The following is a 26044-nucleotide window of genomic DNA, read 5'->3' on the forward strand; positions in this document are numbered from 1 at the left end:
TTAAATCCTTGAATTTATGGAACAAAAGAATAGCAATATGCCGCATTCGTATAACCAGAACAGTAATGTGGCAACTCAAAAAATTGTCAATAACTTCTATAGCACGACATCTGAGAAAGTAGATATTAAGGGTGCAAGACCTTTCAATCCAAAAATGAAAGGCATCATAGAAAAGGTCAAAAGATTGGCCAGTGAACCGAATACACATGTTATTGATTTCCGGGATGAATTGAAAGATCGATATCCAAGAAAGATACAATATGTCCCCACGAAGTATTTAAAATTCCGAAAAAACAACGGACGTATTATAGCGGATGTTGAAAGTCATGAACGAGAAAACAAAATTTGCCTTGATGAAGAAAGCGATGATACTCAAGAATTATTAAGAACATTTTTAGCAAATAATGACAGAGAAAAAAATGATGAGTTAAAAGAGTTACTGATTCAAAAGGGGCAACAACAACCGGCAATCATTACATGTGATGGTTTTCTCATCAATGGTAATCGTAGGAAAATGGCCCTTGAGGAATTGTATAATGAAAATGCTCAAGATACCCAATATGAAAATATGCGGGTTATTATTCTACCTGAAGATGTTAGTGAACTTGAAATACAACAAGTTGAGAATCGGTATCAATTGCAAAGTGAAGGAAAATCAGAATATCAAGGACTCAATCGCGCAATTAAGTACAAACGCAACATTGAAAATGGTTTTTCACTTGAAGCACAATTAAAAGATGATCCCAAATATCACCGATTATCACAAGCTGAACTAAAAAAAATTGTGCAAAAATTTGAGAAGGACTTTATTAATCCTTTAACCTGTATAGATAGGTATTTAGAATCTCTCGATCGAAAAGGAATGTATAACACTATCACGGAAAATATCAATGACCGTGAAGGGAGATGGCAGGCCTTTGTAGATTATAGTAATTTTTATAATGGAACCTTATCGAACAAATCCAAACTTTCCCAACTAAAGATCAAAGAAAATGAGGTCGGAAAACTCGAAACCGCCGTTTTCAAAATCATTCGAAAACGAAGTCTTAATAGTCGATCCGGTGATAGTCCCGTCGGAAAACTGCATGAATTTATTCGCAAACTCCCGAAATATTTAAGTAATGATGAAGCAACTGTCAACATACTAAAAATCGCCACTATCGCAGATGACATCCCTGATGCATTAAAACGTGACAAACAAGGTAATAAAGCCTCTGAACGTGAAATTGATAGCAAATGGGGAGCTATACATGAGACAGAGGTATTAGGGAATCTATTCCAAGCCCAACGCCATCTGAACAATCAAGAGAATAGAGATAAACCCCTCGAACTACTTGAAGATTCTTTGAAAAAATTGAACCATAATAATCTCAAGATTGAAAATATGGGTTCAGAGTATTTTGAAAGAGGGATGGAACTTACTCAAATGATCAGCATTAAGGCTGAAGAAATCTATAAAACCATAGATCATGCAAGATATACCTTCAAACAATCTGAGAAAAAGAGCAAATAGCATTCAAATAGATTTGCTTGAGTCTATCATTGTTATTTCAAGTATCGATTTATTAAAAAAGTACCAACTTGCCCAACTGGACTTTTATGGCTACAAAAAAGACCAAAGCAGTCTCTATAAAACTTCCGATTCTCCAATTCGGGATATTATTAAAATAACAGATTACCTGGTTGAAGAAAAAATCAACTATGAACTTTCCAACCATGTAGCAGCAAGTGTCTCACTCTTTCAGAAAAAAAAAGAAAGATTAAACGAGGTTTTTACCAAAGTAAAGGTAATAAAAGAGCAAGGATTACTGGATGATGACTTTAGTGAATTCAAACAGTTTACTGAAACTCTACCAAGAAAATTAAAACCTCATCAATTAAAATCCGCTTATCATTTCTACGCTTTAAAAAATGGAGCAAACTTCTCTGTCCCAGGCAGTGGGAAAACATCAACGGTATTATCGGTATATGAGAAATTGCGTAGAGAAGATAAATGCAACATCCTATTTATTGTTGGCCCACCATCATGCTTCCAACCCTGGAAAAACGAGTTTAAAGAAACTCTTGGGCGAATTCCAGATTCATTAATTCTATCTGGAGTGAACAAACACTTTCGAAAAAATGAATATCAACGACCAAAAGAAAATGCTTCGGAATTGTACCTCTGTACTTTCCACACAGCATTAAATGATACTAAAGATATCATCAAATTTCTTTCTCAAAATGGAATCAATGCCTTTATGATTATTGATGAAGCTCATTACATGAAACAATTAGGTGGTTCCTGGGCAAATTCGCTACTCGAGATCGGACAACATGCTGTACATAAGGGAATTTTAACCGGAACCCCCATTCCAAAAAGCTACAAGGATTTATTCAATCTATTTGATTTTTTGTGGGAAGAAAGTGCTTCTTTATCACAAGAAGATAAAATTCGAATAGAAGTCTGGGAAAAACAAAGAAATGTAACCGAGGTAAAAAAAGTATTGGAAGACAAAATAGGTCCTCTGTTTTACAGAGTACGAAAAAAAGATCTTGGGTTAATTCCGGCCAGATTTCATTCTCCCATAATTGTTGAGATGAACGAAAATGAACGAATAATTTATGATTACGTTCAGACAAAAATTATTGATCTAAACCAACAGGATTATTTCAAGAACGAAAACACCTTGACAAATCTTCGGAAAGGGCGAATGATTCGTTTAAGACAAGCTGTGTCCTATGCCGGATTACTTTCTTCTTCTATCGAAGATTATGATGAATCGATTATCAACAATGACAATTTAAACTCTAAAATAATCAATTACAACAAGATAGAAATCCCTGGAAAACTTCAGGCTTTGATTGACCTGGTAGCTACAATTCAAAAAAAAGACAAAAAAATATTGATTTGGTCCAATTTTGTCGGCACCCTTAAACTAATCAAATCCCATTTGATAGAGCTTGGTTATGGTACTGAGCTTATTTACGGGAAAACCCCCATTAGAAAAGATGATAGTATTGTCATCAAAGAGGAAAAAACAAGAGAAGATATCCGGGATGAGTTTCTAGACCTGAATAGTGGTCTTGATATTCTAATTGCCAATCCAGCCGCCTGTGCGGAGTCTATTTCGTTACACAAGACCTGCTTTCATGCAATTTATTATGACTTATCCTATAACTGTGCTCAATACCTCCAATCATTAGACCGGATTCATCGTGTTGGAGGTTCCGAATTGAATGAAGCCAATTATTATTTTTTACAATATGCCAACTCAATAGATCAGGATATCAAACATAATCTGGAGAATAAAGCTGAAAAGATGTATGACATCATAGAGCAAGATTACAGTATATATGATCTCAATCTTTACGAAGAAGAAGAGGATGATATCACAGCTTATAAAAGACTTTTCACTAAACACTGATAAAATGGAAACAGCGTTGATTACTCCGTCTAATAAGACGAAAAAAATTAATACTCCTTTCGGGTATTTCGGTTCTAAAAACAAAATCGCTTTACAGCTTTGCGGAGAATTACCACCACATAACTGCTGGGTCGAAGCATTTTGCGGTTCTGCGGCATTAACATTAAGAAAAGAACCTGCAGCAATAGAGATCATTAATGATATTGATAATGAAATTTATAATTTTTTTCAGCAGTTACGGAAAAACCCTACTGAACTCATACAATTAACGAATCTAACTCCTTATTCGGAACAAGAACTAATCAATGCCCGGATTCCAGTAGAAGGACTTAGTGAATTGGAAAGAGCACGACGATTCCTGGTACAATCAATGATGTCTATTAACGGAATATTTGGAAAAGCCGCCTCGGGCTTTTCTTACTCAGACTCTTTTTCCAGAAATGGTCAGGATGCAAGAGTCAGCAGATGGAACAACTTACCTGAAAGACTGGCTTTAGTTGTAGAACGCTTGAAAAAAGTTCGGATTGAAAACAAAGATGCTCTCAAAATTCTCAAAAGGTACGCTAACAGACCTAACACATTAATCTACTTAGACCCCCCATATCTCGGGAATCGCTCGAACGGATATAACAACGATGCAAATGATGTCGAATTTCATACTGCGCTTTTGACATTAGCCAATCAATCAAATTGTATGATTTTTATCAGTGCGTATGAGCACCCTCTTTACGAAGAGATGCTTAAAGATGGCTGGTGGTGTAAAAAAGAAATTCAAACATCTACCAAGGGATCAAATGGAAAATTCAAAGAACGAACAGAAGTCGTTTGGATGAACAAACATTATATGAACGCTTTGACTAAGAACCAACTTCCCAGTCCGCTTACCGAAAAGGAAAAAAGCGAAGGGAAATGTAATCCTGAGAGAAAGAAATAAGTCACAATAAAAGCCCATTCTGTAAATTTCAGAATGGGCTTTCTTGTCGCTTTTACTCGTCTAAGAAACTATCAGATCAATTGACTTCTTTAGATATTAGTTGCCTTCCGGCAAAGGTTCCATAAGCTTTTCCCGAGACTTCACCTCTTTTATAATAGTCTGAAAGCATTTTTAGCGTCAGATCAATGTCCTTATCATCTTCGATCAATAACATGCCATTTTTGACTTTAAGATTATCCCCAAATTGTTTACAGATCTCTTGCATTCTCATAATGGATACCTCGTCCAAGGACTCATAATTACCGATTTTGGATAATTTCACTAACTTTTTATGGATCGGAGAATGCTTTTCAATTTTGGACATTATTAAATCAATTCCAATGATCATTTTGGTATTTGCAAGTTTATCAACTACTTCCCTTGCTAGTACTTTAAATTCTTCTTCCAGTCCTACGATTTGCTCAAACTGAGTCTTTTTTGCTATGTAGAACACATCATTATAATATATGCAGTCAACCTGTTTATCCAGGTTGATTGTATCACCATAAATCAATTCTAATTTTTGGCTGTTTGTATTGAATCTGGTTCTAATTATTTTTTGAAACCACTTTTTAGAATTCTTTTGATTTTCATCAATAGCTACTTTTCCCGGTAGTATTTTTCTAAAAGTATAAAGCCAGTCACCTGGGGTATTATAAAACCCAACACAATATGCCCAAAGCTCTTCATTAGAAATAATCTCCGCAAGACTCTGAATCTTTGGAGGGTGAGAAATCAACTGATTATAAACAACATCTGCAAAAGACATCATTTTATTTTTCATTTGATAGGTAAACAATTGCTCTGTATCATCAGTAATCACATCATAATCACGAAGCTCAGTTTTTTTGTTAGACAAAGAGATTAATTGATTATGTGTTAATTTATAAAGATGCTCTCTAATTTCATCATTAATATCTACCTGATAAACTTTAAACAAAAACTTATCAAGCATTCTGCTTGATTTTTTTACATCCGGCTTTAATACTCTGGTAATGAAATATAAATAGGTGTTTTTTTCTTCAATCAAGCTTAATTTTTCCTGTAGTTCTTTCAACATACTCGTTAGTTTATATTTTTAGCAAAAAATAATTTATACCCTATTTCATAAATTTTGATTTCTGAATTATCATAAAGAGATCTATTCCTTGAAACCACAAATCCATATTTAGACTTTCCTTGTTCATAATACTCAAGCTCATAAATAGAGAACCAAATACTTAGCAATGGATTGATAAGAAGTAGAGATGAGTGAATATATATGGGACATATAATAGCTAAAAGAAATAGTACAGAAAAGCATTCATACCATCCTTTATACTCGTTGAAAAGAAACGGGATGATATAGGTAGCAATATAGCCGATGGCTTCCCCACTTTTGTTCCTTACATTACTCACAACTACAGGCTGTCCATTTTCAGCGACACTCTCCAGATTTCTAAATGTGAATTTGAATCCTAAAAAACCAATTATTGAAACAATTACTAATAAGGCCGATAATCCGAATTTCTCCAAGAAAGTTCGGATTGCCTCCAAACTGAAACCTCCCCAATAGATAAAATGATAGTTATCTGAAATTTGTTTGATCGCAATTAAAACGAACAAGGGTAAATAAGATGAAACAAATAATGAAAAGAGTGTAACATTATGTAGACTATTGGTACTTTTCTTTTCCATAAGACTATATCAATTTGAAAAGGGAAGCTCAACAGCTCCCCTTTCATGGTTTAACGAATTACAAACACTCCGGTAGACTAAGTAAGTTATCCGGCTGATCTCCGTCATTTTTTGTCTTGAGATATTTATGACCAAGAGCACTTTTACTGATAATCACATCAACCAAATGACCATTTTTTTTGACATAAAAAGACCATGTTCCATTTTCAATTCCGCTGATTGCCTGTCCCAGCGTCAATTTCCATTGGGTTCCATCAGAATACTTTCCACCGATTTCACTAATTCGTTCATGCGCACTTGACCGATTCGTCTTTTTAATGCACGAGATTTCACGACTGATTGCCATATTTATTTGTTTTAAAATTTAACTCTTCCAAAAATGAAATGATTTAGGTGGTCCTGAAAATCTATTCTCTGAACCGGTCGTTTAGTTTTCTGAATCCGGCTTTTTGGTTTCCGAAGGTTAAAAGAAACGTGCCAGCCATTTGGCTAGTTTGCTTGTAACCCCGTGTTGAGAACTGTTTTTCCAGCGTTGAATCAGAGCCATAATATCATCTGAAGAATAGCGGCTGACATTAAAGAACAAGATGATTGTATCTTTCAACAGAAATTTATTGGTGCTGGATGAAAAGATGAAATAAAAAAAGATTTTGATCCTGAGCGATAAATGCAACCCAATTTCCGATTGCAGTGCTGGTATTGGGGAAACTGGCTGTGCATGTAGTATCGCGTTAATCAATTCCCGTTCTCGTTCCAGACACGCAAACGATTCTTTTTCAAAACGATCATATGTTTTTGTCAGTTCAAGAAAAACAAGAGTTGCAAAGCGCCTTTGTACCGAATCTCCTTCCATCCATTCATATGAAATCTGTTCTATCAGAGTAAGCGGTCTGGTTTGGTCTTTTTTATCCCAAACAACAAAGTCTTTTTCATCAAGGCGGTAAACTGTTCCAGCTGTTTCAAACCGCTGTTTTCGATATTCCTTTCCCCATCCAATAACAGTATATAAACGATACCTCTTATTCAGAAGGCCAATTGTTTGATTGGAAAACCGTAATGCAAGTCTTGAATTACTGACCTGAACTTTCACTAACAAATCCAATATACTAAAAACAACTTCTTCTCTTTTTTCCTGCTGAATCAAGGGAATCAGGAAGTTCGTGTATAGTTTCTCCGTTGTAAAATGCTCATTGTCCAACAGATTTGCCTGTTCCAATACTTTCAGAATAATGATCAGCACATTGTCTCTTTGGGTAGGTGCATATCTGCGATTGTCTTTGGATGCATCTTTCATACACCAATCAAACCAGTTTTTCAATGCTTCTGAAACTTGCTTGGGATAATTCTCAATCGCCAGTAATAACCCCTCCACAATTGGCTCCCGCAATGCTTTCAAAGGCATGAGTTCCTGGAATAAATCATGCTGCAATTGCAGGGAATGATGATGGATCAGCTTAGGTAAAGCCTGATGAATACTTTTATTCAAACCTTGTTGCGTCTTATTCCCCTGATTAGCTGTTTGAGCTGATTCTTTTGCAAAATGAATCATTCCCTGAACAATTTCTTCATGCAGTTTGTTGGGCTGGTCATAATAGGCAGCATGTCCTAAAGCCAAAACAGCTGTTGTTTTGATGAGGTTAACAGCGTCCCTGTTGTCGGTAGAAGTTTCCTTGACACTTCGTTCGAACAATTCTTTAATCCGGTCACGAATATCATCGTCTTCCTGCCAGTTTTTTAAGGTTTTAAAAAACTGTGCTTCGCGACCTGACAGACGCCATTGTGCCATTGATTTGGCACAGATGTTTTGAAAAAACAGATTCCCGGAGGCCGCCAGCTCTAAAAGATGGTTTTCTACAAGATTGAATTCCAGTGCTCCGGCATCGTGCAATATATCTCCGAATGATTTTCTAATCAATACCCTTTTGAATGCGGTTCCGTATAATTCCCAATTAATTCCTTTTCTGGAATAAGAATTATTCATCAAACGGTAAAATACATCAAGCGCCGCCTTAAAATGCCGCCGGTATTCGACTCTTCCCAAATCAAGCAATTCGAACTTGATCAAAAGCGTTTTACAAAACATGTATTGTTCCCCATGTTGACTGCGAATAACAAAAAAAGGATCCAGAAACGATAACTGGAAGTAATCCAATGCTTTTAACGACGGATCACTTGTATCCCAAAATGTTTGATGATTGATATCATTCATCGCTTCAAAAAACTGGTCCACCAAAAGACCATTGAACATTGCAGCTCCCAAAACAATCATCTTACTTCGATGATCCAACTGATAAAACCACGAACGAAGCATTTTGGAAGGTCCCTGGTTCAGAATTCCGATCAGTTCCACCAGTTTTCGGTCATCCGGGAATTCAGACAATCCGGAATAATAATTCAAAAACAGATTCACCTGATCAATCGTCTCAAAATGGTTTATGACCAGTTCAACAGTCAAACTATCACTCAAAAAACTGGTTTCACTGGTTTCATCCTGCGGTAAATCCCAGAAAGAAGGTACATGTTTTCTAAAACGGGTCAGGAAGTAATTCTGAAGTTGTATCTCAGAATATTGACGCCCTTCCGGAATTTCATACCAATAGTCTGAGACCAGTTTTCCTGCCTTTTTCCAAATATCCAGGCTATAATTTACCGAAACAATAAAAAGGCAGGATTTTTCCCTGGAGTAATCGATTAAAGCATCAAAATTGTAATCAATTTTTTCAGGATGAAGATTTGAAATCAATACAATCTTATGCTTGCATTCTTCTTTGTGCAACGCATCAAATAAAGAACTTCGCTCATCCTCGTTTTCCGGGAACAGTTCCACAACTTTTTGATTTTTGTATCCTTCTTCCTGTTTGAGTTGTAAAGAAAGATACCTGGAAAGGTCATTTTTCCCGAACGTCTGATTCCCGGCAATGAAAACGATTTTCTTTTCCCGGATTTTCCCAAGTATGGCAGCAACATAATTTGGCGGTAAGTATTCTTCATCGGACGCACTGAAATTTACAGGAATTAATCGCACCTTATCATTATGATGATGCTGATGAAAATCCCCCATTGCAAGGTTTTCCGTTTGAATTTGTCCGTTAACCACAACGGAATCAGTCATTGTTTCAATTACTTGTGTGTTCATCTTTTGTGTTTTTATGGTTATGAATGGTAATATCTCCCATTGCGGTATTGGTACTTTGGATATGCCCCAAAAGGAATACACCGCGGCTATGCTGAAAATTTTGAATTTGTGTTGGAGCGCCTCCTTCTTGCGGAGAAGATTGAGCTGTAACAGGTTTTCCATGAGAATGGACCTGTTTGATTGTTTCGTGGATATAGAGCAAACCACAGAGTACCCCTCTCAAACCTCCAATTGTTTGATGATTCATCAACCATGGAACGCTTGAAACCTGTAGCTCCCATTCATCCGATTCATCAATCCAAACCGGTAAAATCCGCTTTGATTGAATTAACTCTTTCCATTGCGGATTGTCAAAAATTTCCGGTTTATTGCTCCATTGAACAGGAATTGCCCAAACTACAAATGGGTACTCCTTGAGTAATGTGAGCGGATAAGCCAACTGATCAGCGATCTCCTCATTACTAAGCGGCAACAGATGAAGTGGGTAAATGCTATTTTTCCGCGTGAATGAAAGTACAGGAAGCAGTTTCTTTTCCAATTGGGACGGGAAACAAATTCCGATCTCTAATGCGGAAAAGGACGATAGGTTCAACCCTTCTGAGGAGATAAACTCATTTGCATTGTAAAAAAAAGCCTCCCATGTTTCCCAACTGTCAAAACCTCCAAATTCCAGCAGAAAATTCATATGAGACTTACTCTTATAAATCAGGTTATCTTTTTTTACAGCAACATTTGAATCGCTTAAAAGATCAATCAGGTACTTATCATTAGGTGGTTTGAATCGTTCTTCTTTTTTTTTGATTCCACCAACTTCATCTGCTTCTTCGAGAAAATTAACCAATTTCCCTCTCAACTTTTGCAGCCCTGTATGGTTCATTTCTGCGCGATGCTTCCAACTACAAAACTGTAAAAGAGCAATCACTTTGTCTGCTTCATATTCAGCCATTTCGAACATATATTAATTTTGTTCAAAAAGAGCTTAAAGAAACAGAACACTCATTTTTTCTTTTCGAATCAAGCGGAATGATTTCCGAATGAAGGATTATGCTTTCCGAAAAATTCAGAGTTGCTTCAGGTAGCGGCTGAAATCAGCTTTATATGATTCGGTAATTGGGATTTGTATCTTATTTGGCATTTCCACCTCGTTTCCACGAACCGAAACAACGTACTTCAGATTGATACAATTAGAACGGGATATGCGTACCATTTTTGGATGGTTCAGTTTTTCAAAAACCTCTTTCATGGAAGAAACGACAACATGCTTGATTCCATCTTCAAAATAAATCTCACAATAACTACCAGCGGCGGCGAGATATGTAATGCAATCCGGATTAATCTGCAATTTAATTCCATCCCGGGTCATGATCAACATTATGGGATCAGTAACTACCGGAGATTCTGCTGGCTTCGATTCTGTGAAATTCAGTTCCAAAAGTGCATTTCTCAAATTCAAGGTATCTACCGGTTTCGGAAGGTTGCGTAATGGTGCTGTATCTTTTGCCTTCAAGTAAGTAGACATGTCCTGGATACTGGTCAGGTAAATAAATGGAATGTCTTTTTTGGAAAGTTCTTTTCCCAAATCGATTCCCGTTTTGTTTCCTTTAAGCTCAATATCCAGCAAAGCTAAATCGGGCTTTTCACGTTCAACAGCTTCCAGGGCCAACTCGTAGCTTTCTGCAACAGCGGTCACGCGGTATTCCAGTCCGGTTAACTTATCAACCAAATCATCAGCAACAAAAGGATCATCTTCTACAACCAGAATTTTCATACTAAAAGTTTCGTACTTTTGAAAGCCCTAATTTAATTGAAATTTAAACACTATGGGACAGTACGCGCTATTCACAATCGTCTGCCTCCTAAATCTGTTTGTTTACTCCCAATCTGATTTGGATCCATTGCTCGAAAAAGGATATTCCGAATTGGAGTCCGGTCATTTAAATGCCGCCAAATCGGATCTGGAAAAAGCAAAAAAGCTGATTTCAAGTCATTTCGATTTACAGGAAAAAGCAATCTTATTCAACAATCTGGGGGTTTGTTATATCCAATTAGGAGAATTCAAAAAAGGAATTGACCATTACTCCACTTCTCTCAAATTGTATCAAAAACTGGGAAATGATACACTGATTGCCGAATCATTACTCAATCTCGGGATTGCCTATAAAGATATCGGTGCTTTTGACCGGGCAACAAAAACAATCCTAAATGCAGCTGCGATCTTTGAAAAGCAACAACGAACCAAAGAGTTGTCTTCTGCATGGAACAGCATCGGAAATATCCAACGAAAAATCGGGAATATTGAAAAGGCTCTGGAATACCATGAACGAGCATTAAAGCTTAGGAAACGAATCAATTATTCAAAAGGAATTGCGGACTCGTATAACAATATTGGAGCTGTTTACCTGGACCTGAATCAACCGGAAAAAGCTCAGAAATACCTCATCAACGCGCTACACTTAAAAAAACAATTGGGCAATGAATGGAATTCTTTGACAACACTCACATTATTGGGAAGATCCTGTTCCGAATTGAATCAACACCAACAGGCCTTTGAATATCTGAATGCCGCTTACAACCTGCGTATAGAAGCAGGAAGCAATTCAAAAATAGCATCCAGCCTTTTCTATCTGGGTAATTACTATTCAAACATCAAGGATATTGGAAAAGCAATCGAATCATTCAGACAGGCTGAAAAGCTTTCGGAAGCGGCCGGTGATTATCAGTTATTGAAAGACGTATTATCTGCAGAAATCAAACAGCTCCATTTAAAGCATAAAGAAGATCAGATCCTTATCGACAAATACAAAAAACTGGTCTTGGTGAATGAGATGCTTGTTTCGGAAGAAAACAGAAAAGAGATTGCTCGACTGGAGATTCGTTACGACGTAGAACGGAAAGAAAAAGAAATCCGGATACAAAGAAAACAAGCAAAAATCAACCAGGTACAGCTGGAAAATCAGCAATTATATAATCAACAACTGATCACATGGTTAGTCGGAACCATTGCCGTAACATTATCAGTCATTTTGGCCTGGTATCTCTTACGGAAACGAAAAAAACTCATCGAAATCCAAAATGAAGAATTAAAAGAACAAAAGGATGAAATCAGTGCGTTGCATAAAGAATTGAGCCATCGAACTAAAAACTATTTCGGGATGTTGTCCGGAATCCTTAAATCCGACAAATCATCTGTGCGCCACCCTGAAACCTTGCAGGTCCTGGAAGAAAACATCCGCAGACTGGAAGCAATGTCATTGATTCAACATTACCTCCTGGATGACAGTGCCAGGAAAAATAAAGAAGTTCGGCTGGATGCATATTTTAATAACCTGGTGGATTTACTATTACTGAATCTCTTACCTCACAATCATGCTGTCAAATTATTCAAAAATCTGTCAACGGTATACCTGGATTATGATATAGCCATCCGTTTAGGCATTGTTCTGAATGAATTAGTATGTAATGCCATTGAACATGGGCTGGAGGATAATGCAAATCCTGAACTACATATTTCAATGACAAGTGATCCTCAAACAATTCGCCTTACAGTAAAAGATAATGGAAGCGGACTTCCGGAAGACTTCCCGAACTCATCGAACGCAAAAGGGTTAAAGCTGATCAGAAAGCTACTTCACAAGATAAACGGTACAATTGATATCACAAATGAAAACGGTTGTAAAGTGAGTGTCATCATAAAACTATAAAATCAGGAATAGTTTCCCATCCCTGATTTTTTTATTCCTGGAACCGAATTCTACAAACCAATCAAAATAGTTACTGAAGAATTACTACTCACATGAACAGTATCCGTAATAATTGGAGTGGACTCTCCCGGAACTGTGACTCTGAAGTAATAAATACTTGCCGGAACCTGGTGTTCGAAAGCTCCATCGCTATCTGTATAAGAAGTTCTAATAGTGTTATCTGACGAGTAGGCGATTGTTTCCACATATGCGTTATCAATCGGCGCAAAGTTATGTTTCTTCTTAACCCTGCCCTGAATAATCGGGTCATCGTCATCTTCTCCCCCCTCTTTAAGCGTTACGACTTCTACCTGAGCTTTACGGCTCTTTATTACTTGCTCTTTTTTGCAAGACACTGTGATTGCTCCCATCCCTACCAAAATCAGTAAAGAGGCAAGCATGAAATTATGCTTTTTCATTTTCTTTTACTTAATTGAGTTGATATTCAGGCTATGGCTAAAAAGGCCACAACCTCGTTTCAAAAGGGAGAAAACCGACTTTACTCTTTTACTTTTCTCCCTTTCAAGCAAAGAGAAAGTCGGTCTTGTGATGAGCTGATTTCAGATCCGGTTTCTGAACGTGCACTGCTTACCATCAGCTAATTGGTGAGCTTATCATCTCATCTACAGTGCAAAGATTTTCATAAACTCAGACTTGGTAAAGGACAAAAAAGAAGCGTATAAAACCGAAAATCGGTTTTTATATAAAAATCTGATTTACAACATGTTAACTCTTGATTGAATTTTTACTTTTTTTGAAAAATTTTAGCAAGTGGTTATACAAGTCAGCAAAAATCACTTCAGGATTGATTCTTTTAAAGCAAAAAGGCGAAATACAACAACGTCGTATTTCGCCTTTTAACAATGGATCGATAACTCACGATCGATTCCGAAATAATAAAACTATAGTCTGAAGATCCGATTCAGATCTGAGAGGAGTCATTTTTTGATCGAACAGGCAGCAGATAATGCCTTAATGAGAATTTGGTATTTAGACCTTTTATTTTTTGTAGGAAGAAACAGCCACCAACCAAAAGGTTTCCGGAATCAAGGAAATTCCCAAAAAAATGAACTGGGGATAAGTGCAAGGATATCCACCACTTACCCGGGTAATTTTCTACGTTAAATCTCTACCAAACCATTTTTCACGGCATACATCACCAATCCGGCGGCATTCCGAGAACCGGTTTTCAGCAGCAGATTCGCCCGGTGCCCGTTAACGGTTTTCACGCTGATATAGAGTTTCTCACCGATTTCTTCTGCCGTGTATTGCTCGCAGGTGAGCTGGAGAATTTCGATTTCCCGGCGCGTGAGGTCGGAATTGGGTTGTACCACACTTTTCGTGCGCTTACCAAAGTTTCGCTGAATGGCTTTCAGTGCCAGCTGATTGATGTACACGCCTTTCTGATGAATCGTGGTGATGGCCTGGTACACTTCCAGCGGATCGCTGTCTTTCACCAGGTAGCCATGCGCACCGATCTCAATCAGGCGGGCAATGAAGTGCTCGTCCTGGTAACCGGAAAGGATCAATACTTTCATATCGGGGAAATGCTCTGCCAGATCAACCGTCAACTGTTCGCCGGAGTAAGCCCTGTTTCCATCCGGAGGAAGAGACAAATCGACCAGCATGACATCCGGAATACGATCCATCGTTCGCAAACGATCAATCACGGAATATCCTTCACCGGATTCAAAAATGACTTCCAGTTCATCCCAGCTGTTCAAAATGGCTTTGATCCCATTTCTGAACAATAACTGATCTTCTACTAATCCGATTGTAATGTGCTCTTCCATGTTTATGTTCCCAATTCAGCTCTTAACGACGAATGCAGCGGGAGATGCACCGTAGCGTGAAATCCTTTTTTTTCCGTATCCAGGAGAATATCTCCCCGCAAAACCATCAGTCGGTTGCGGATATTCTTCAAACCGGCTCCTTTTCCTTCGTGTTCGGCGGAGAGCCCCTTTCCATTATCGCTGTAATGTACTTTTACTTCTTTATCAGAACCGGTAATAGTCAGTTTCAGTTCCGTTGCCTCCGCGTGTTTGATCGTATTGTTGATCAGTTCCATACACACCCGGTATAAAGTCAGATCAATCAATTCGTCTTTCAGAAAAGCGTTGATACCGTCTTCCGCAAAAAAGGCACTCTTGATTTTCCCGGTATTGTTTAATTGCCCGCAAACGGCATCCATGGTTTGAATGATTCCGAAAAGTTCCAGTTGGGGAGGCATCAATTCGTGGCTGATGCGGCGCATGTTTTCAATCGAACTTTCGGTCAGCTGACGCACATTCTGCAAATCGCTGAATAATTGTTCATTCAAATCACCGTATTTGCGTTCGGCCTGCAGCAAGTGCATCCGGGCAATCGACAAAACGGCTCCAAGGTCATCGTGCATATCCTGCGCAATGCGTTTACGTTCCTGTTCCTGTACCAGGATTCCGGAGCGTAACAGTTCCATTTGGTGCTGATTTTTCAGGGCTTCCTGCTTCAACTGCTCGCTGATGAGGTTTTTACGAAACTGCTGGGTCAGCAAGACTACGCCTGCCGCAATCAGGAACACAACTCCCACGAAGGGAACCAGGGTTTCAATGAATGTTATGTGCTGTTCCGTTTCCATAACGCTCTCCAGAAGAAGTAGTACATAATTACGGAAAAAATTCCATGTATTATCCAAGTATACCTACTCAATTCAGGATTTATTACCTGAATGGTATACTTTCCGAAATACGTCAAGAGAAGCGACGAGGTGTAATAAATAAAAACACCCGAATTCATCAGCTCCACGGAGCGCAGGTAATTCTTCAGGTGTTCGGTCATCCGTTTGTCCATCAGGAAAACGTAGGTTGATAACGACAAAATGATCAAAATGATGCTTTCCAGCGTCATCGCATTGGAATTAAAGGTGTTCCAGGGATCAAAAAAGATAGTATTTACCACAGAAAAAACACAAAATCCAACAATTAATGCATCAAGCACCCAAGAGCGGACATAGCCGCTCAGGATGCTTTTATACATAAAAACCAATAGAACAAAACGCAGCGGTACCAACACATGGAGTACCGGCAGGTTGTTCACGTGCAGAAACCACATCACCAGAGAGGCTATCTGCAAAACTCCCGTCAGAATTAAATACCAGGAGAGGGTTTTTAATTCTTGTCTCAATTTCCCCCAAATACACAAAACGTAAAACGAAATGGCAAATAGTGGGATGTGAAACAATACTAAAATGAATTTTGTATTAATCAAGGTTTATTAAAAGTGTATAGTGGACTTGAAGTATCACACGTATTCGGGCAAGGAGCAATCAAATCCAACACATAACTGTTTTTTTGCGCTTTTCCAGCATCCGGGTTCGTGTCATTGAAAAATACGTCGTAATTAGCTACAACCGGTGTTAAATACAGCTTGAAGTTTCCGGAAGTTTCCAACCCGAGGTAAGCACGGCAAAAATTATATTTCGGAGTCACCGCTGTGGAATCAATTCCCATCACCTCCATCATGTCAACAGCAGAAATTTTGTACGCTCTCAAATCTTTATACTTCAGATAAAAGCGCTTCAGATTGTCGATTGCAACATCAATCTTCACTTCGTTTGCCGTTCCACTTACATAGAGACTGCGAGCTCCTTCTTTTACCATTTCCTGGCGGGTTTCATTCCCTTTACCTGTTTCCGTACTAGCAGATTCCAAATGCGCAGCTTCCTTTGAAGTAAGAGATCTTACAACAAAAATTGCCAATACTACATTCAAAACCAGAGAGCCGATCAAAATTGTTTTTTTCATAATTACAAAGCGTTTATCAGAATAAAATTAAGTTGTGCAAATTTCCACCTTAGAAATCCCAATCAAATCTAGGCAAAACTTCCACTTCCGTCACCGGATTTTTCCGAAAAACAGGTATAAATACCTATAAAAAGGGATCGAAACAGATAAAACTAACCGTTTACTACACTTATCTTCTCCCGTACTTCATACATTATCTGCTGATCAAAGAAACCGGCGGTTGCCGCATTCCTGAAGAAAAAAGCGCTCCCCGCTTCTTAGAGGGAAGCGCTTTTCAACTTTGAAAATCCACTGCGAAGTGAACTCAGGAGTGTCATTCTTTCCGACGAAACCCTTGATCTATTTCGTCATCAACTCTGTCTATCTTCAGTTATCGTGGTGTTACCACAAGCGCCAACCTTTCTTCTTCAGGAAATAATGGTCAAAATAGACAAATGCGTCTGACTTCCCTACTCATCTGGCTTTTCGGATCCGCCTCCGTTCTATTGATATGGGGAACGATACCCATGAAAACTACTGCGATTTTTATAATGCAAAGATGCCTGTTAGCCGGCATGCATCTCACGGTAGAAATACCCAAATTGAAAAAACAGGTATAATTACCGGGTTTTCTTCTTTTACGCACAGGTCGAACCAATCGAAAACCCGGCAACCAAAAAATCCGTTCCATTCGAATGTATCCCTAACAAAACATGCTCTCCAAATTCATTCGGAGAGCATGCCTTTTAATCAGTTGTGGGGATCAGATGCGTGAAATATGTGTCACGATCGGCTGTCCTTTCAACGGCTTGTAAATCTCTACAATCGCTTCCCAAACCACCTCTGCAGGAGGCATTTGAGCGAGACATTTGTAGCGGTAATTCATTCCTGCTACAACCTGTGTTGAAACCTGCTGTGGCGTGTAAACCACTCCCAGCAATCCTTTCATTGCTTCATCGAAAATTGCTTTTTCTTCTGCCGTAAGCGGATGATACGGGCTCCATCCTCCTACTAAAACTTGTTCTTGTGATAATGTATTATCTGACATAATGCTTGTTTTTTAGATTTCCTACTCATCAGGCTTTTCGGTTTTTGCCCCGGTGTTTTTTACGGTTCCGGCTCCGCTTTGACACCCTGGATTATGCCAGTTCTTCTTCCGCTTTGGCTTTCACAAAACTGTCTACCGCATCGTGCGGAATTTCTTCAACAGGGATCAGGAAATCTCCGTTTGATCCTGAGATAACGACTTTAGAAACATATTGTCCCGGGAATGAACCTCTTGAAGAATAAGGTGTTGTTCCAGGTCCCAGCGGCCCTGTCCACCCCATTGAATCGATTTTCAAACCTCCTACGAAATGCGTGTCGCGCACCAGGGTGAACCCATACGAATAGTTTGGAGCGTCTCCTTCCACTTCGATGATAAAGATTCCCGGAGTATCTAATCCGGTCCATAAATACGTTGCTTTTGTTTTTGCCGGGTTAACCGGCTCTTTTCCATAAAATCCCATGACTCAGTGTTTTTTAATAATGGTTTATCCTACTCGTATGGCTTTTCGGTTTTCGCCCCGATTGTTGCGGTTATCGGATCCTTTTGTAGATGTGTAATATTACATTCACAAATATCCTGAAAAACACCATTTTACCCCAGAGGAGAAATACTTCCATTCAAAAAACAGGTAAAACTACGGGGTAAAAAAAACACATCTTTAAACACTCAAAATCAGATGCTTAGATATAAACCCGTCTATCTCCCCGAAAACACGAACCTATAAGGGTTACCCCCTGACTTTTGTAACCCCATGAATTTAATATCGCCAAAGAGCTAGTTTTGCCCAAAATTACAGCGACTCAAATGAAAAAAAATTACGCGATTTTTAGTTTGCTTTTAGGATTCCTATTTGCATCTAACAGCTATTCCCAAACCTTTTCGGGATACGGAAGTACTCCTTCCAATGACAACTACAATTACATCAGTTATTCCAATGACACGATGTACTACACCTTCAATTCGCTTCCTGGCGGAGCGTATGATGATGCAACCTTAACGATTGACGGTTCTGCTTATTTCTACTCGGGTAGCGTTTACAACATTTATGGTCCGGGAGCCGTCCTGGTAGGATCGATCTCTTCGCCGAATCCTTACAGCTGCGGATACTTTTCGGCATCAGTTACAATTCCATTCGCAACAGTCAATGCTTACGGAGGAAGCGCGGTTTACAAACTGGTGAAGCAGGGAACAATCTACCCTTATTGTGATGACAACAGGCTGCGTGTAAAACTCCAGTATCACTATTGCGCAACAGGAACGCCATCCCAACAGGCAAGCATATCAATGGCTGATCATTCTTTCTGTCAGTCTGAAGGCGTTGTAAGTCTCACCGGTTCTCCGGCAGGAGGTACGCTTTCGGGTGCGGGAGTATCAAACAACGTACTGAATGTAAGCTCTTTACCTTTCGGAACATATAACGTGACATACACGTTTACTGAAGCAAACGGGTGTTACACGCAGGATAGTACTCAATACATCGTGTTTGAAAACCCGGCGGATGTTTCTTTGACAACTTGTGAGAATACTTCTCCAGTTATGAACAGCGGGAACATCGCAACCGTATATGCTATTGATCTGGGATTATCCAATGTCGTGGGAACAGGTACAAACGTAACGCTGCCTTCGATCACTTCAAATCCGACATACATTTATTCTGCAAAGGTATCCAGTCAATACGCTTATGAAATCAACGCGATTGATACTTCCAACTTCCAAATGATCGATCACGAAGCCGTTAGCGGTGATGACCGTGGAGGAATTGCCGTATCTGCCAACTACGTGTACATTGTGGGTGACGATGCAACTGCCCGTTATGACCTGGATTTACAAAATGGGGTTGATTTGCCGAAACGCGACGGAATTTTCACCGACCTGGCACAATTGAAATTGTACACACTCTACAATACAGTTGCTCCAACAACTCCAAACAATGACAACTCAAGCGGGTTCACAATGAATGCCCTGCGTGCACTCAATGAGGATCTAACATACGGAAGCGAAATCATTCCTTTGACTCAACCGGTTTCATTCGGATTCCAGGATCAGGGAGTGATTCTTGCCGGATACAATGAATTGATCGTTGGAACTGCATACGGAAACTACGACTTTTACCACATCTCTATTTTGAACGGGCAAGTGACTCCGCTGGGGCAGCACAACCTGGATGTATACGGCTCTGAAAACTGGGCTGACTGGGGAATGTCAGGATTTGACGGTACAGACTACCATGCATACTTCAGAGACGGAAACGACTCCATTGTTGACTTCAATTTCACGACCAACACGTCTACAAGCATCATGACGATTACGGATTTCTCAGATTTGTCCAGCTTTATCGCACACCCGGTGAATAACCGTTTTTACGGACACTACGAAGGAAGCACCAGCACTTTCGGTGGAGACGAAGAAAACTTATTTTACTTCCAGATTTCAGACAGCGCAACGCGTTTAGCGGCAACTGCTGCCAATTACGGTTGCCCGAACAAAATCACGTTCATGTTCAATACACTTGATTTAGGAGCAGATACGACTGTATGTTCCGAAGACGGATTATACATTATTCCGGGAGGATTCGGTTACAATTCCTATACGTGGAACGGCGTAAACAACAACTTCAACTCGTTCCCGATACAAGCTACAGGAGAAGTAGTGTTGTCGGTAGTTGACAATGCAAACTGTGTGCTTACAGACAGCGTACATGTAACCGTTATTCAATGTACTGCCGGATTGAATGAGCTGGCAAACCAATCCATGCAGATTTACCCGGTTCCTAACAACGGAGCATTCCAGGTTACCTTTGATGCTTTAGCTGAAGAAAGCCAGATCAGTGTGATCGATGTGCAAGGAAAACAAATTGCAACTCAAACCCTTTTACCGGGTGAAACCATGGTTTCTATGAACCTGGATGTTCAACCGGGAATTTACTTCATCCGCTTGACTTCTGAAAACAGAACGTCACAGCAGGCGGTAAGTGTTCAATAATAATGCATCAATAGAAAAATCCGGCTTGAATCTTCAGGCCGGATTTTTTAGTTTAATCACTCGGGAGACAGCCAATTTTAGCGATTTACAATTTTATAAGATGGTGTAAAAAGTCCATTTCCTGAGGCTTTCAGGCAGGTGTCAGAATCTTTGACTTCAAATACACCGCCGTCCGGTTCACATAAGGAAAAAATGCAATGAAGAAAATCGTTCCGATCAGAATCCAGGACATCATTTCGTAATAATCCATCCCGAAACGCAACTGGTTCTGCCTGTTCACCGCTTGTAACAGCAATTTCTCCGATCCTTTGGTAATCTGAGCAGGTGATAATCCCCGCGAAGTGAGTTTATGTGCATTCGATGCAAGCATTTTTTTAACCACCGGGTTCATCCAGGTCAGACGGTCCTGGAATGCATTATAATGTTTACTCTTTCCGAATAACTCATAATAATTGATCAGTGCAATGCTGACACAAAATCCCAGGTAGCGGGTTGCCAGACAATAAGCTGATGCAGCAACTCCTAAAGCCTTCGGCACGGAAGAAATGGCAAAAACAATCGTCGGAACCATCAACCACCCCACTCCGAAGCCCTGGATCAAAAGCGGCAGGTGGAATTGAGTTTCATCTGCTTCCGGATTAAACAGGAAAAACATCCAGCAATAATACGTGAGTAAGGCTCCGAATCCCGCCAACCAAATGAGACGGATGTTTTTGTGCTGCAAAATGAGCAGGCAGGCAATCACTACCCCAAGAATCAATCCCGCCATATTCCACCCATTGATGTAGGAAACGTGAATCGGGTCGAGTTTCAGGACAGTGAGGAAATACGTGTTGGTGATCCCGACCGCAAAACGACAGATGTACATGATGAACAACAGCAGGATTCCGACCAGGTAATTGCGGAACCGGAACACCGACAAATCAATATAAGGTCGTTTCATGTGTTTCTGGCGCAGAACGTACACCACAGACAAACCTCCGATTGCAATAACACTGTAACGAATCCGCCGGTCTGTCATCCAATAGTATTCCTGCCCGAAAATCAGGCAGTAGCCGATCAGCAGCAAGATGAGCGTATACAACACAAATCCGGGCCAATCCAGCTTTTTGAGCGGAAACGGCTTCACCAGCCGGATGTTATTCATGGAAACAAGCAACAGGAATAAACCCGGAACATAGGAAAACAATGCCAGTTTGTATACGACCTTGAAATCAGATGCATCAATCAAATCAGCAGTAATCAGGTTATTGAACGGTAACGCACAAATCAGCACACCAAAGAAAACGGAAAAGCTGATTTCCCGGGCACGTTCGCTTTTCAGGCGGGTAAACATGGTCGACAACGAGAGATTAACAGTACTTGCAAACAACATTCCCTGGACGAAACGAACCGGGAACAACACAAACAGATCCGTCGTACGGTAGCACACAAAAGCCAGGGCAATGTTCAGACAGGTATAGATCATGAAGTATTCCTTCGCGGCAAAAAAGGAGAAGAAACGACGCTCCAGGGCATAAAACCCGGTGTAGCCTACGTAGAACAAGGCTACCATGAACTGAACATCGGCAGGTTCGCATCCGTAATAACCGGCAGCGGCAGGAATATTCGCCATCGGGAGGAAGAACAGCATGATTCCCGGCAGGAACAAACTGAATAGAATGATCCGGATCAACCATTCCGGAACCCATTTCCTGAAAATCGGAAAACGGTTAAACACGGTGCTGTTTTTTAGGAACCGAAACATTCACATTCATCCCGGCTTTCAGCAGACTGATTTCCTGCTTCGTTCCTTTGACCCGAATCCGGACCGGAATCCGCTGAACAATTTTCACATAGTTTCCCGTTGCGTTATCTGGCGGAAGCAGCGAAAAACTGGAACCCGTTGCCGGAGACATCGAGATAATTTCTCCCCGGAACTCTTTATCCGGGTATGCATCTGCAGTGAAAAACACCTCATCTCCCCGCTTCATATGCCCGATCTGGGTTTCCTTGTAATTGGCAACAATCCATTTATCGGTTTCATCGTTCACAATGAATGCAAGCACTTCACCGGCATCAATCATCTGCCCCACTTCAATGATCCGTTTTCCCATCCGGCCGTTGTATGACGCGGTAATCACGGTATAACTCACATCCAGTTTGTGACGTTCCAACAAAGCTTTCAAGCGCTTAATCTCTGCTTTCACCACTGTTTTTTCTGCCTGCACGTCTTCAATTCGCGACAATGAGGCATCGTAATTATCAACTGCCGACTCGTAATCACTTTTATTCACATCCAGTTTTGCTTCCATGTCTTCCAGTTGCTGGCGGGTAGCAGATTCTTCCTGATACAACTGGGCATAGCGGTCATAATCCAATTGCTGTTTGTGCATTCTGGCTCTATTTGACTGAACCTGGGCTTTTGCCGAACCGGAAGTATTCTCCAGCGTATGAATCGTGCTTTCCAACACATTCAATTCGGCTTCTTCTTTCAGAATTGCGGCTTCGGTTTGTTCCTGCTGGATGAGGTATTCCCGGTTATCAATCACCAGCAATGTATCACCTTGCTTCACGTATTGATTCTCTTCAAATTTCACGGCTACGATGAACCCTCCTGCGCGTGAAATTACCGGGTTGATGTATTCTTCGACCTGTGCGTCGTTGGTTTGTTCGTAATGCTCAAAGTCCCACCAGCTCCGGATTCCCCAGATACATAAAACGAAGAGTGCTGCTCCGGCTATCCAGCCCGTAATTTTGGTGATCAAGCGGTCAGTGACCGTATATTTCCTTTTTTTCATGTTTATTTCGTAATCTATTTTGTTGCCGTATTAAATGATCGAGGTGATTTATCGAATTGAATCAAGCGCTCACGTTGTTGAAAGAGTTCAAAAGGTTAAAACGGTTCAAAGCGTATAAAGTCCATTTTGAACTTTTGAACTAAACATACAGAGCTTGTCGAAGCATGAACTTTTACTCCTTATACAAAAGCATTCATTCTAAATGGTTCCGATGACATTTTTCAAAAAGTAGTATTTCGTTTGTGCCTCCATTTTAGCAGCTTCCAGTTCAAAACGTGTCTGCAACACCTGGATATCCGCATCCAGCAAGTCCGTTACCAGGGAAGTTTGTTTGAAATAGGTTTCCTTAATGATGCGGGCATTTTCCATGGCCTGCGCCACATTTACTTCCGATACCTGGATCCGCACCAATGCTTCTTCGTATCTGAGGTATGCTTCCCGAACCTGTTGTCTTACCAGATCCTCGGTTTCTTTGTGTGCTTCCTCCTCCTTTTCGAGTTCCATCTGTGCACCTCTTTTCTTATGAATGTTGTGATAGAGGGATGAAACCGGGAACGAAACCCGCAGTCCGGCGATGCCGAGCGAATACCAATACGGATTGTAGGGATAGAGGAAAATCTGCGGATTCATGAAATAGTATTCACCGTACAACCCGATTTGAGGCCGCACATTTGCCTGCACCTGTTTCAAATGAAGTGCGCTCAGTTTGGTCATTTCTTCCGACACCTGGTAATCAAACGAATGACTCAAAGCCTGCTGCAGGCACGCCTCATAACTCTCCAAATGATTCAACGACAAATTCGCCAGGCCAGTTGGGAGAATGATCCGGTCGTCCGGTTCACCGATGAGGATATTCAATTTCTGGGTCGCAATCAGGATGTCGTTCCTGATTTCCACTTCCAGCATTTTGCGTTTGGATAAATCCAGTTCTACCCGGAGCACATCGCTTTTCAGAATCACGCCGTTTTTGTAGAGCGAGCGGATTTCTTCCAGTTGTTTTTCCTGGTCGAGGATGTCCTTTTGTACCAAATCCAGGAAAATGAACGACTTTTGAAGATCCAGGTAGAGCTGTGCCGATTCGTAACGGACTTCCGCAATGGTCTGATCTTTTTCAATCAGTGCCAATTCATGTAAGGTCCGGTCTTCGCGGATTTTCAGATTCAGTTTGTTCCCGTTGTAGATATTCAGGTAGAAATCGCTGCTGACCCGGTATAAATTGTGAATCACATCGTGCTGGGAAGGCGTATGAAAAAGTCCGTGGTCGTAAATCGGAATGTTGGTTGCTTTTTCAGCCGTTCCTTTGATTCCAATGTCCGGGTAGCGTTCCATTTTGGCATCTGCATAGTTTTCTTTCCGAACGGCAACTTCCTGCCGGCTGATTTCCACTTTCCGGCTGAATGCTTCTGCTTTCGTCCACACTTCATTCAGTGAAAGGGTCAATGTATCTTTTTGTCCGGCAACCACTTGCCCTGCTAATTTTCCAAACGGTGCTATGATCCAGATACTGAGAACAAGCACTTTTTTCCTGTTATTCATCTTGTTTTATCTGATGCAAAATTGAGGAATAAACCAAGCTCCCATTTTCTTTAAACAGTCAATCATTTATTCATTCCGGACAAGAAAATCGTACCTTTGTCCAACGCTTTATTTTAGCTTATCAAAATGGGACTAATTGCTTCATTACCTGAAATTGACGTAGACCGGAACTCGGTGTTTGTCATGCATGAAAAATCGGAAAAGCTGATTCCTTTGCACACACATACCAAAGGACAATTGAGTTACGTGGAAGGCGGTATTGCCTACATCACCGTTGATTACAAAACCTACGTGGTTCCGGCCAGACATTATTTCTGGATTCCGCAGGGACTTCCGCACATTCTCCGGATCGGTTATTCAGCAACCGTGCTGCGTTCCCTGTATTTCTACTCCCACGATGATGCAAACCATCCGTTCTACAACACACTCGGCATTTATCCGGCCAGTGAACTGCTGATCCAGATGATCAACCACACGGAAATCTGGGACGGGAAAAACGTGGGACCGGAAACCAAAAACTTCGAATTCCTGGTTGCACTCAAAAACCTGCTTCCACAACTCAATAACACGGCGCTTCCCATGATTTTGCCGATTACGGAGGACGAACGGATGCTGAAAATTATCCGTTACATGGAGCAGAATCTGTCAGAACCGATCAGCTTGTCGACCGTAAGTGCCGTTTTCAATATCAGTGAACGTACCTTATCGCGCCTCTTCCAGGCCAATCTCCACATGTCTTTTCTCCAGTACCTGAAAACCCTGCGGATTATCAAAGCACTGGAAATGCTGCTGAAAACCAACAAATCGATCAGTGAGATTGCCTACTCTGTGGGATATGATACGCTTGGAGCTTTCAGCAATACGTTTTACACCTTCACACATTCGCGCCCTTCCGATCTGAGAAAAACGTCCCAATCCGTGATTTCTTAACGGTGAAAACGGTTTGATCTCTTTCAGAATGGAAATGTAACTTTTGCAGCTTTGCATCGTCTTAGCAACAAGAC

22 protein-coding genes are annotated in these 26044 nt (G+C 40.4%); 6 read left to right on the top strand and 16 right to left on the bottom strand.

Features of this window, described 5'->3' with window-relative positions; all coding sequences use genetic code 11:
* The first annotated feature begins 16 nt into the window (after positions 1-16).
* The 3 genes from ABDV94_RS07605 to ABDV94_RS07615 are packed head-to-tail and all read left to right on the top strand — an operon-like array spanning position 17 to position 4341.
* Positions 17-1513, top strand: coding sequence for a hypothetical protein (locus tag ABDV94_RS07605; protein ID WP_343606154.1), 1497 nt, complete (start codon positions 17-19; stop codon positions 1511-1513).
* Positions 1470-3407 (top strand): DEAD/DEAH box helicase, encoded by a 1938-nt coding sequence (locus ABDV94_RS07610; protein WP_343606156.1) that lies wholly within the window; start codon positions 1470-1472, stop codon positions 3405-3407. Before ABDV94_RS07605 ends, ABDV94_RS07610 begins: the two co-directional genes overlap by 44 nt.
* 4 nt (positions 3408-3411) lie before the next feature.
* Positions 3412-4341, top strand: coding sequence for a DNA adenine methylase (locus ABDV94_RS07615; RefSeq protein WP_343606158.1), 930 nt, complete (start codon positions 3412-3414; stop codon positions 4339-4341).
* Positions 4342-4417: 76 nt separating this feature from the next.
* Here ABDV94_RS07615 and ABDV94_RS07620 read toward each other — a convergent pair whose 3' ends face one another.
* From ABDV94_RS07620 to ABDV94_RS07645, 6 genes are all read right to left on the bottom strand, one after another.
* A complete protein-coding gene (locus ABDV94_RS07620; RefSeq protein ID WP_343606159.1) occupies positions 4418-5440 on the bottom strand; it encodes a Kiwa anti-phage protein KwaB-like domain-containing protein in 1023 nt (340 codons plus the stop codon).
* Between the two features lie 5 nt (positions 5441-5445).
* A complete protein-coding gene (locus tag ABDV94_RS07625) occupies positions 5446-6057 on the bottom strand; it encodes a hypothetical protein (RefSeq protein WP_343606161.1) in 612 nt (203 codons plus the stop codon).
* A 58-nt stretch (positions 6058-6115) separates the two neighbouring features.
* A complete protein-coding gene (locus ABDV94_RS07630) occupies positions 6116-6403 on the bottom strand; it encodes a DUF3892 domain-containing protein (RefSeq protein ID WP_343606162.1) in 288 nt (95 codons plus the stop codon).
* Positions 6404-6520: 117 nt separating this feature from the next.
* Entirely contained in the window at positions 6521-9193 is a 2673-nt protein-coding gene (locus ABDV94_RS07635) for a hypothetical protein (protein ID WP_343606164.1), read from the bottom strand.
* Positions 9174-10139 carry a hypothetical protein gene (locus ABDV94_RS07640; RefSeq protein ID WP_343606166.1) on the bottom strand — a complete coding sequence of 322 codons (966 nt, stop codon included), beginning with the start codon at positions 10137-10139 and terminating at the stop codon, positions 9174-9176. Before ABDV94_RS07640 ends, ABDV94_RS07635 begins: the two co-directional genes overlap by 20 nt.
* Before the next feature lie 114 nt (positions 10140-10253).
* Positions 10254-10961: a response regulator transcription factor gene (locus ABDV94_RS07645; protein ID WP_343606168.1), complete on the bottom strand. Its 708-nt coding sequence runs from the start codon at positions 10959-10961 to the stop codon at positions 10254-10256.
* A gap of 52 nt (positions 10962-11013) precedes the next feature.
* Here ABDV94_RS07645 and ABDV94_RS07650 point away from each other — a divergent pair, with 52 nt between their 5' ends.
* The gene (locus ABDV94_RS07650; protein WP_343606169.1) at positions 11014-12894 is read left to right on the top strand and encodes a tetratricopeptide repeat protein; all 1881 of its coding nucleotides are present in this window, start codon (positions 11014-11016) and stop codon (positions 12892-12894) included.
* 50 nt (positions 12895-12944) lie between these two features.
* Here ABDV94_RS07650 and ABDV94_RS07655 read toward each other — a convergent pair whose 3' ends face one another.
* The 7 genes from ABDV94_RS07655 to ABDV94_RS07685 form a co-directional block, all read right to left on the bottom strand.
* On the bottom strand, positions 12945-13352 hold the full coding sequence (locus ABDV94_RS07655) for a carboxypeptidase-like regulatory domain-containing protein (RefSeq protein ID WP_343606171.1): 408 nt from the start codon (positions 13350-13352) through the stop codon (positions 12945-12947).
* A 702-nt stretch (positions 13353-14054) separates the two neighbouring features.
* The gene (locus ABDV94_RS07660; protein ID WP_343606172.1) at positions 14055-14726 is read right to left on the bottom strand and encodes a response regulator transcription factor; all 672 of its coding nucleotides are present in this window, start codon (positions 14724-14726) and stop codon (positions 14055-14057) included.
* A 2-nt stretch (positions 14727-14728) separates the two neighbouring features.
* Positions 14729-15550 carry a histidine kinase gene (locus ABDV94_RS07665; RefSeq protein ID WP_343606174.1) on the bottom strand — a complete coding sequence of 274 codons (822 nt, stop codon included), beginning with the start codon at positions 15548-15550 and terminating at the stop codon, positions 14729-14731.
* On the bottom strand, positions 15529-16095 hold the full coding sequence (locus tag ABDV94_RS07670; RefSeq protein ID WP_343606175.1) for a hypothetical protein: 567 nt from the start codon (positions 16093-16095) through the stop codon (positions 15529-15531). Before ABDV94_RS07670 ends, ABDV94_RS07665 begins: the two co-directional genes overlap by 22 nt.
* Before the next feature lie 80 nt (positions 16096-16175).
* Positions 16176-16715 (bottom strand): hypothetical protein, encoded by a 540-nt coding sequence (locus ABDV94_RS07675; protein ID WP_343606176.1) that lies wholly within the window; start codon positions 16713-16715, stop codon positions 16176-16178.
* 742 nt (positions 16716-17457) lie between these two features.
* Positions 17458-17742, bottom strand: coding sequence for a hypothetical protein (locus tag ABDV94_RS07680; RefSeq protein ID WP_343606178.1), 285 nt, complete (start codon positions 17740-17742; stop codon positions 17458-17460).
* A gap of 91 nt (positions 17743-17833) precedes the next feature.
* A complete protein-coding gene (locus ABDV94_RS07685; RefSeq protein WP_343606180.1) occupies positions 17834-18202 on the bottom strand; it encodes a hypothetical protein in 369 nt (122 codons plus the stop codon).
* Positions 18203-18546: 344 nt separating this feature from the next.
* Between ABDV94_RS07685 and ABDV94_RS07690 the strand changes: the two genes are divergently transcribed.
* Positions 18547-20724: a T9SS type A sorting domain-containing protein gene (locus ABDV94_RS07690; RefSeq protein ID WP_343606182.1), complete on the top strand. Its 2178-nt coding sequence runs from the start codon at positions 18547-18549 to the stop codon at positions 20722-20724.
* 130 nt (positions 20725-20854) lie between these two features.
* On the opposite strand, the gene ABDV94_RS07695 is transcribed toward ABDV94_RS07690, so the two are convergent.
* The 3 genes from ABDV94_RS07695 to ABDV94_RS07705 form a co-directional block, all read right to left on the bottom strand.
* Positions 20855-22444 carry an MFS transporter gene (locus ABDV94_RS07695; protein WP_343606184.1) on the bottom strand — a complete coding sequence of 530 codons (1590 nt, stop codon included), beginning with the start codon at positions 22442-22444 and terminating at the stop codon, positions 20855-20857.
* Positions 22437-23504: an HlyD family secretion protein gene (locus ABDV94_RS07700; protein ID WP_343606186.1), complete on the bottom strand. Its 1068-nt coding sequence runs from the start codon at positions 23502-23504 to the stop codon at positions 22437-22439. The genes ABDV94_RS07695 and ABDV94_RS07700 overlap by 8 nt, the downstream gene beginning before the upstream one ends.
* A gap of 198 nt (positions 23505-23702) precedes the next feature.
* A complete protein-coding gene (locus ABDV94_RS07705) occupies positions 23703-25040 on the bottom strand; it encodes a TolC family protein (protein ID WP_343606188.1) in 1338 nt (445 codons plus the stop codon).
* 126 nt (positions 25041-25166) lie between these two features.
* Here ABDV94_RS07705 and ABDV94_RS07710 point away from each other — a divergent pair, with 126 nt between their 5' ends.
* On the top strand, positions 25167-25970 hold the full coding sequence (locus ABDV94_RS07710) for an AraC family transcriptional regulator (RefSeq protein ID WP_343606190.1): 804 nt from the start codon (positions 25167-25169) through the stop codon (positions 25968-25970).
* The last annotated feature ends 74 nt before the right edge of the window (positions 25971-26044 follow it).

Origin of the sequence: Fluviicola sp. (assembly GCF_039596355.1) — a bacterium.
Classification (GTDB): domain Bacteria; phylum Bacteroidota; class Bacteroidia; order Flavobacteriales_D; family Crocinitomicaceae; genus Fluviicola.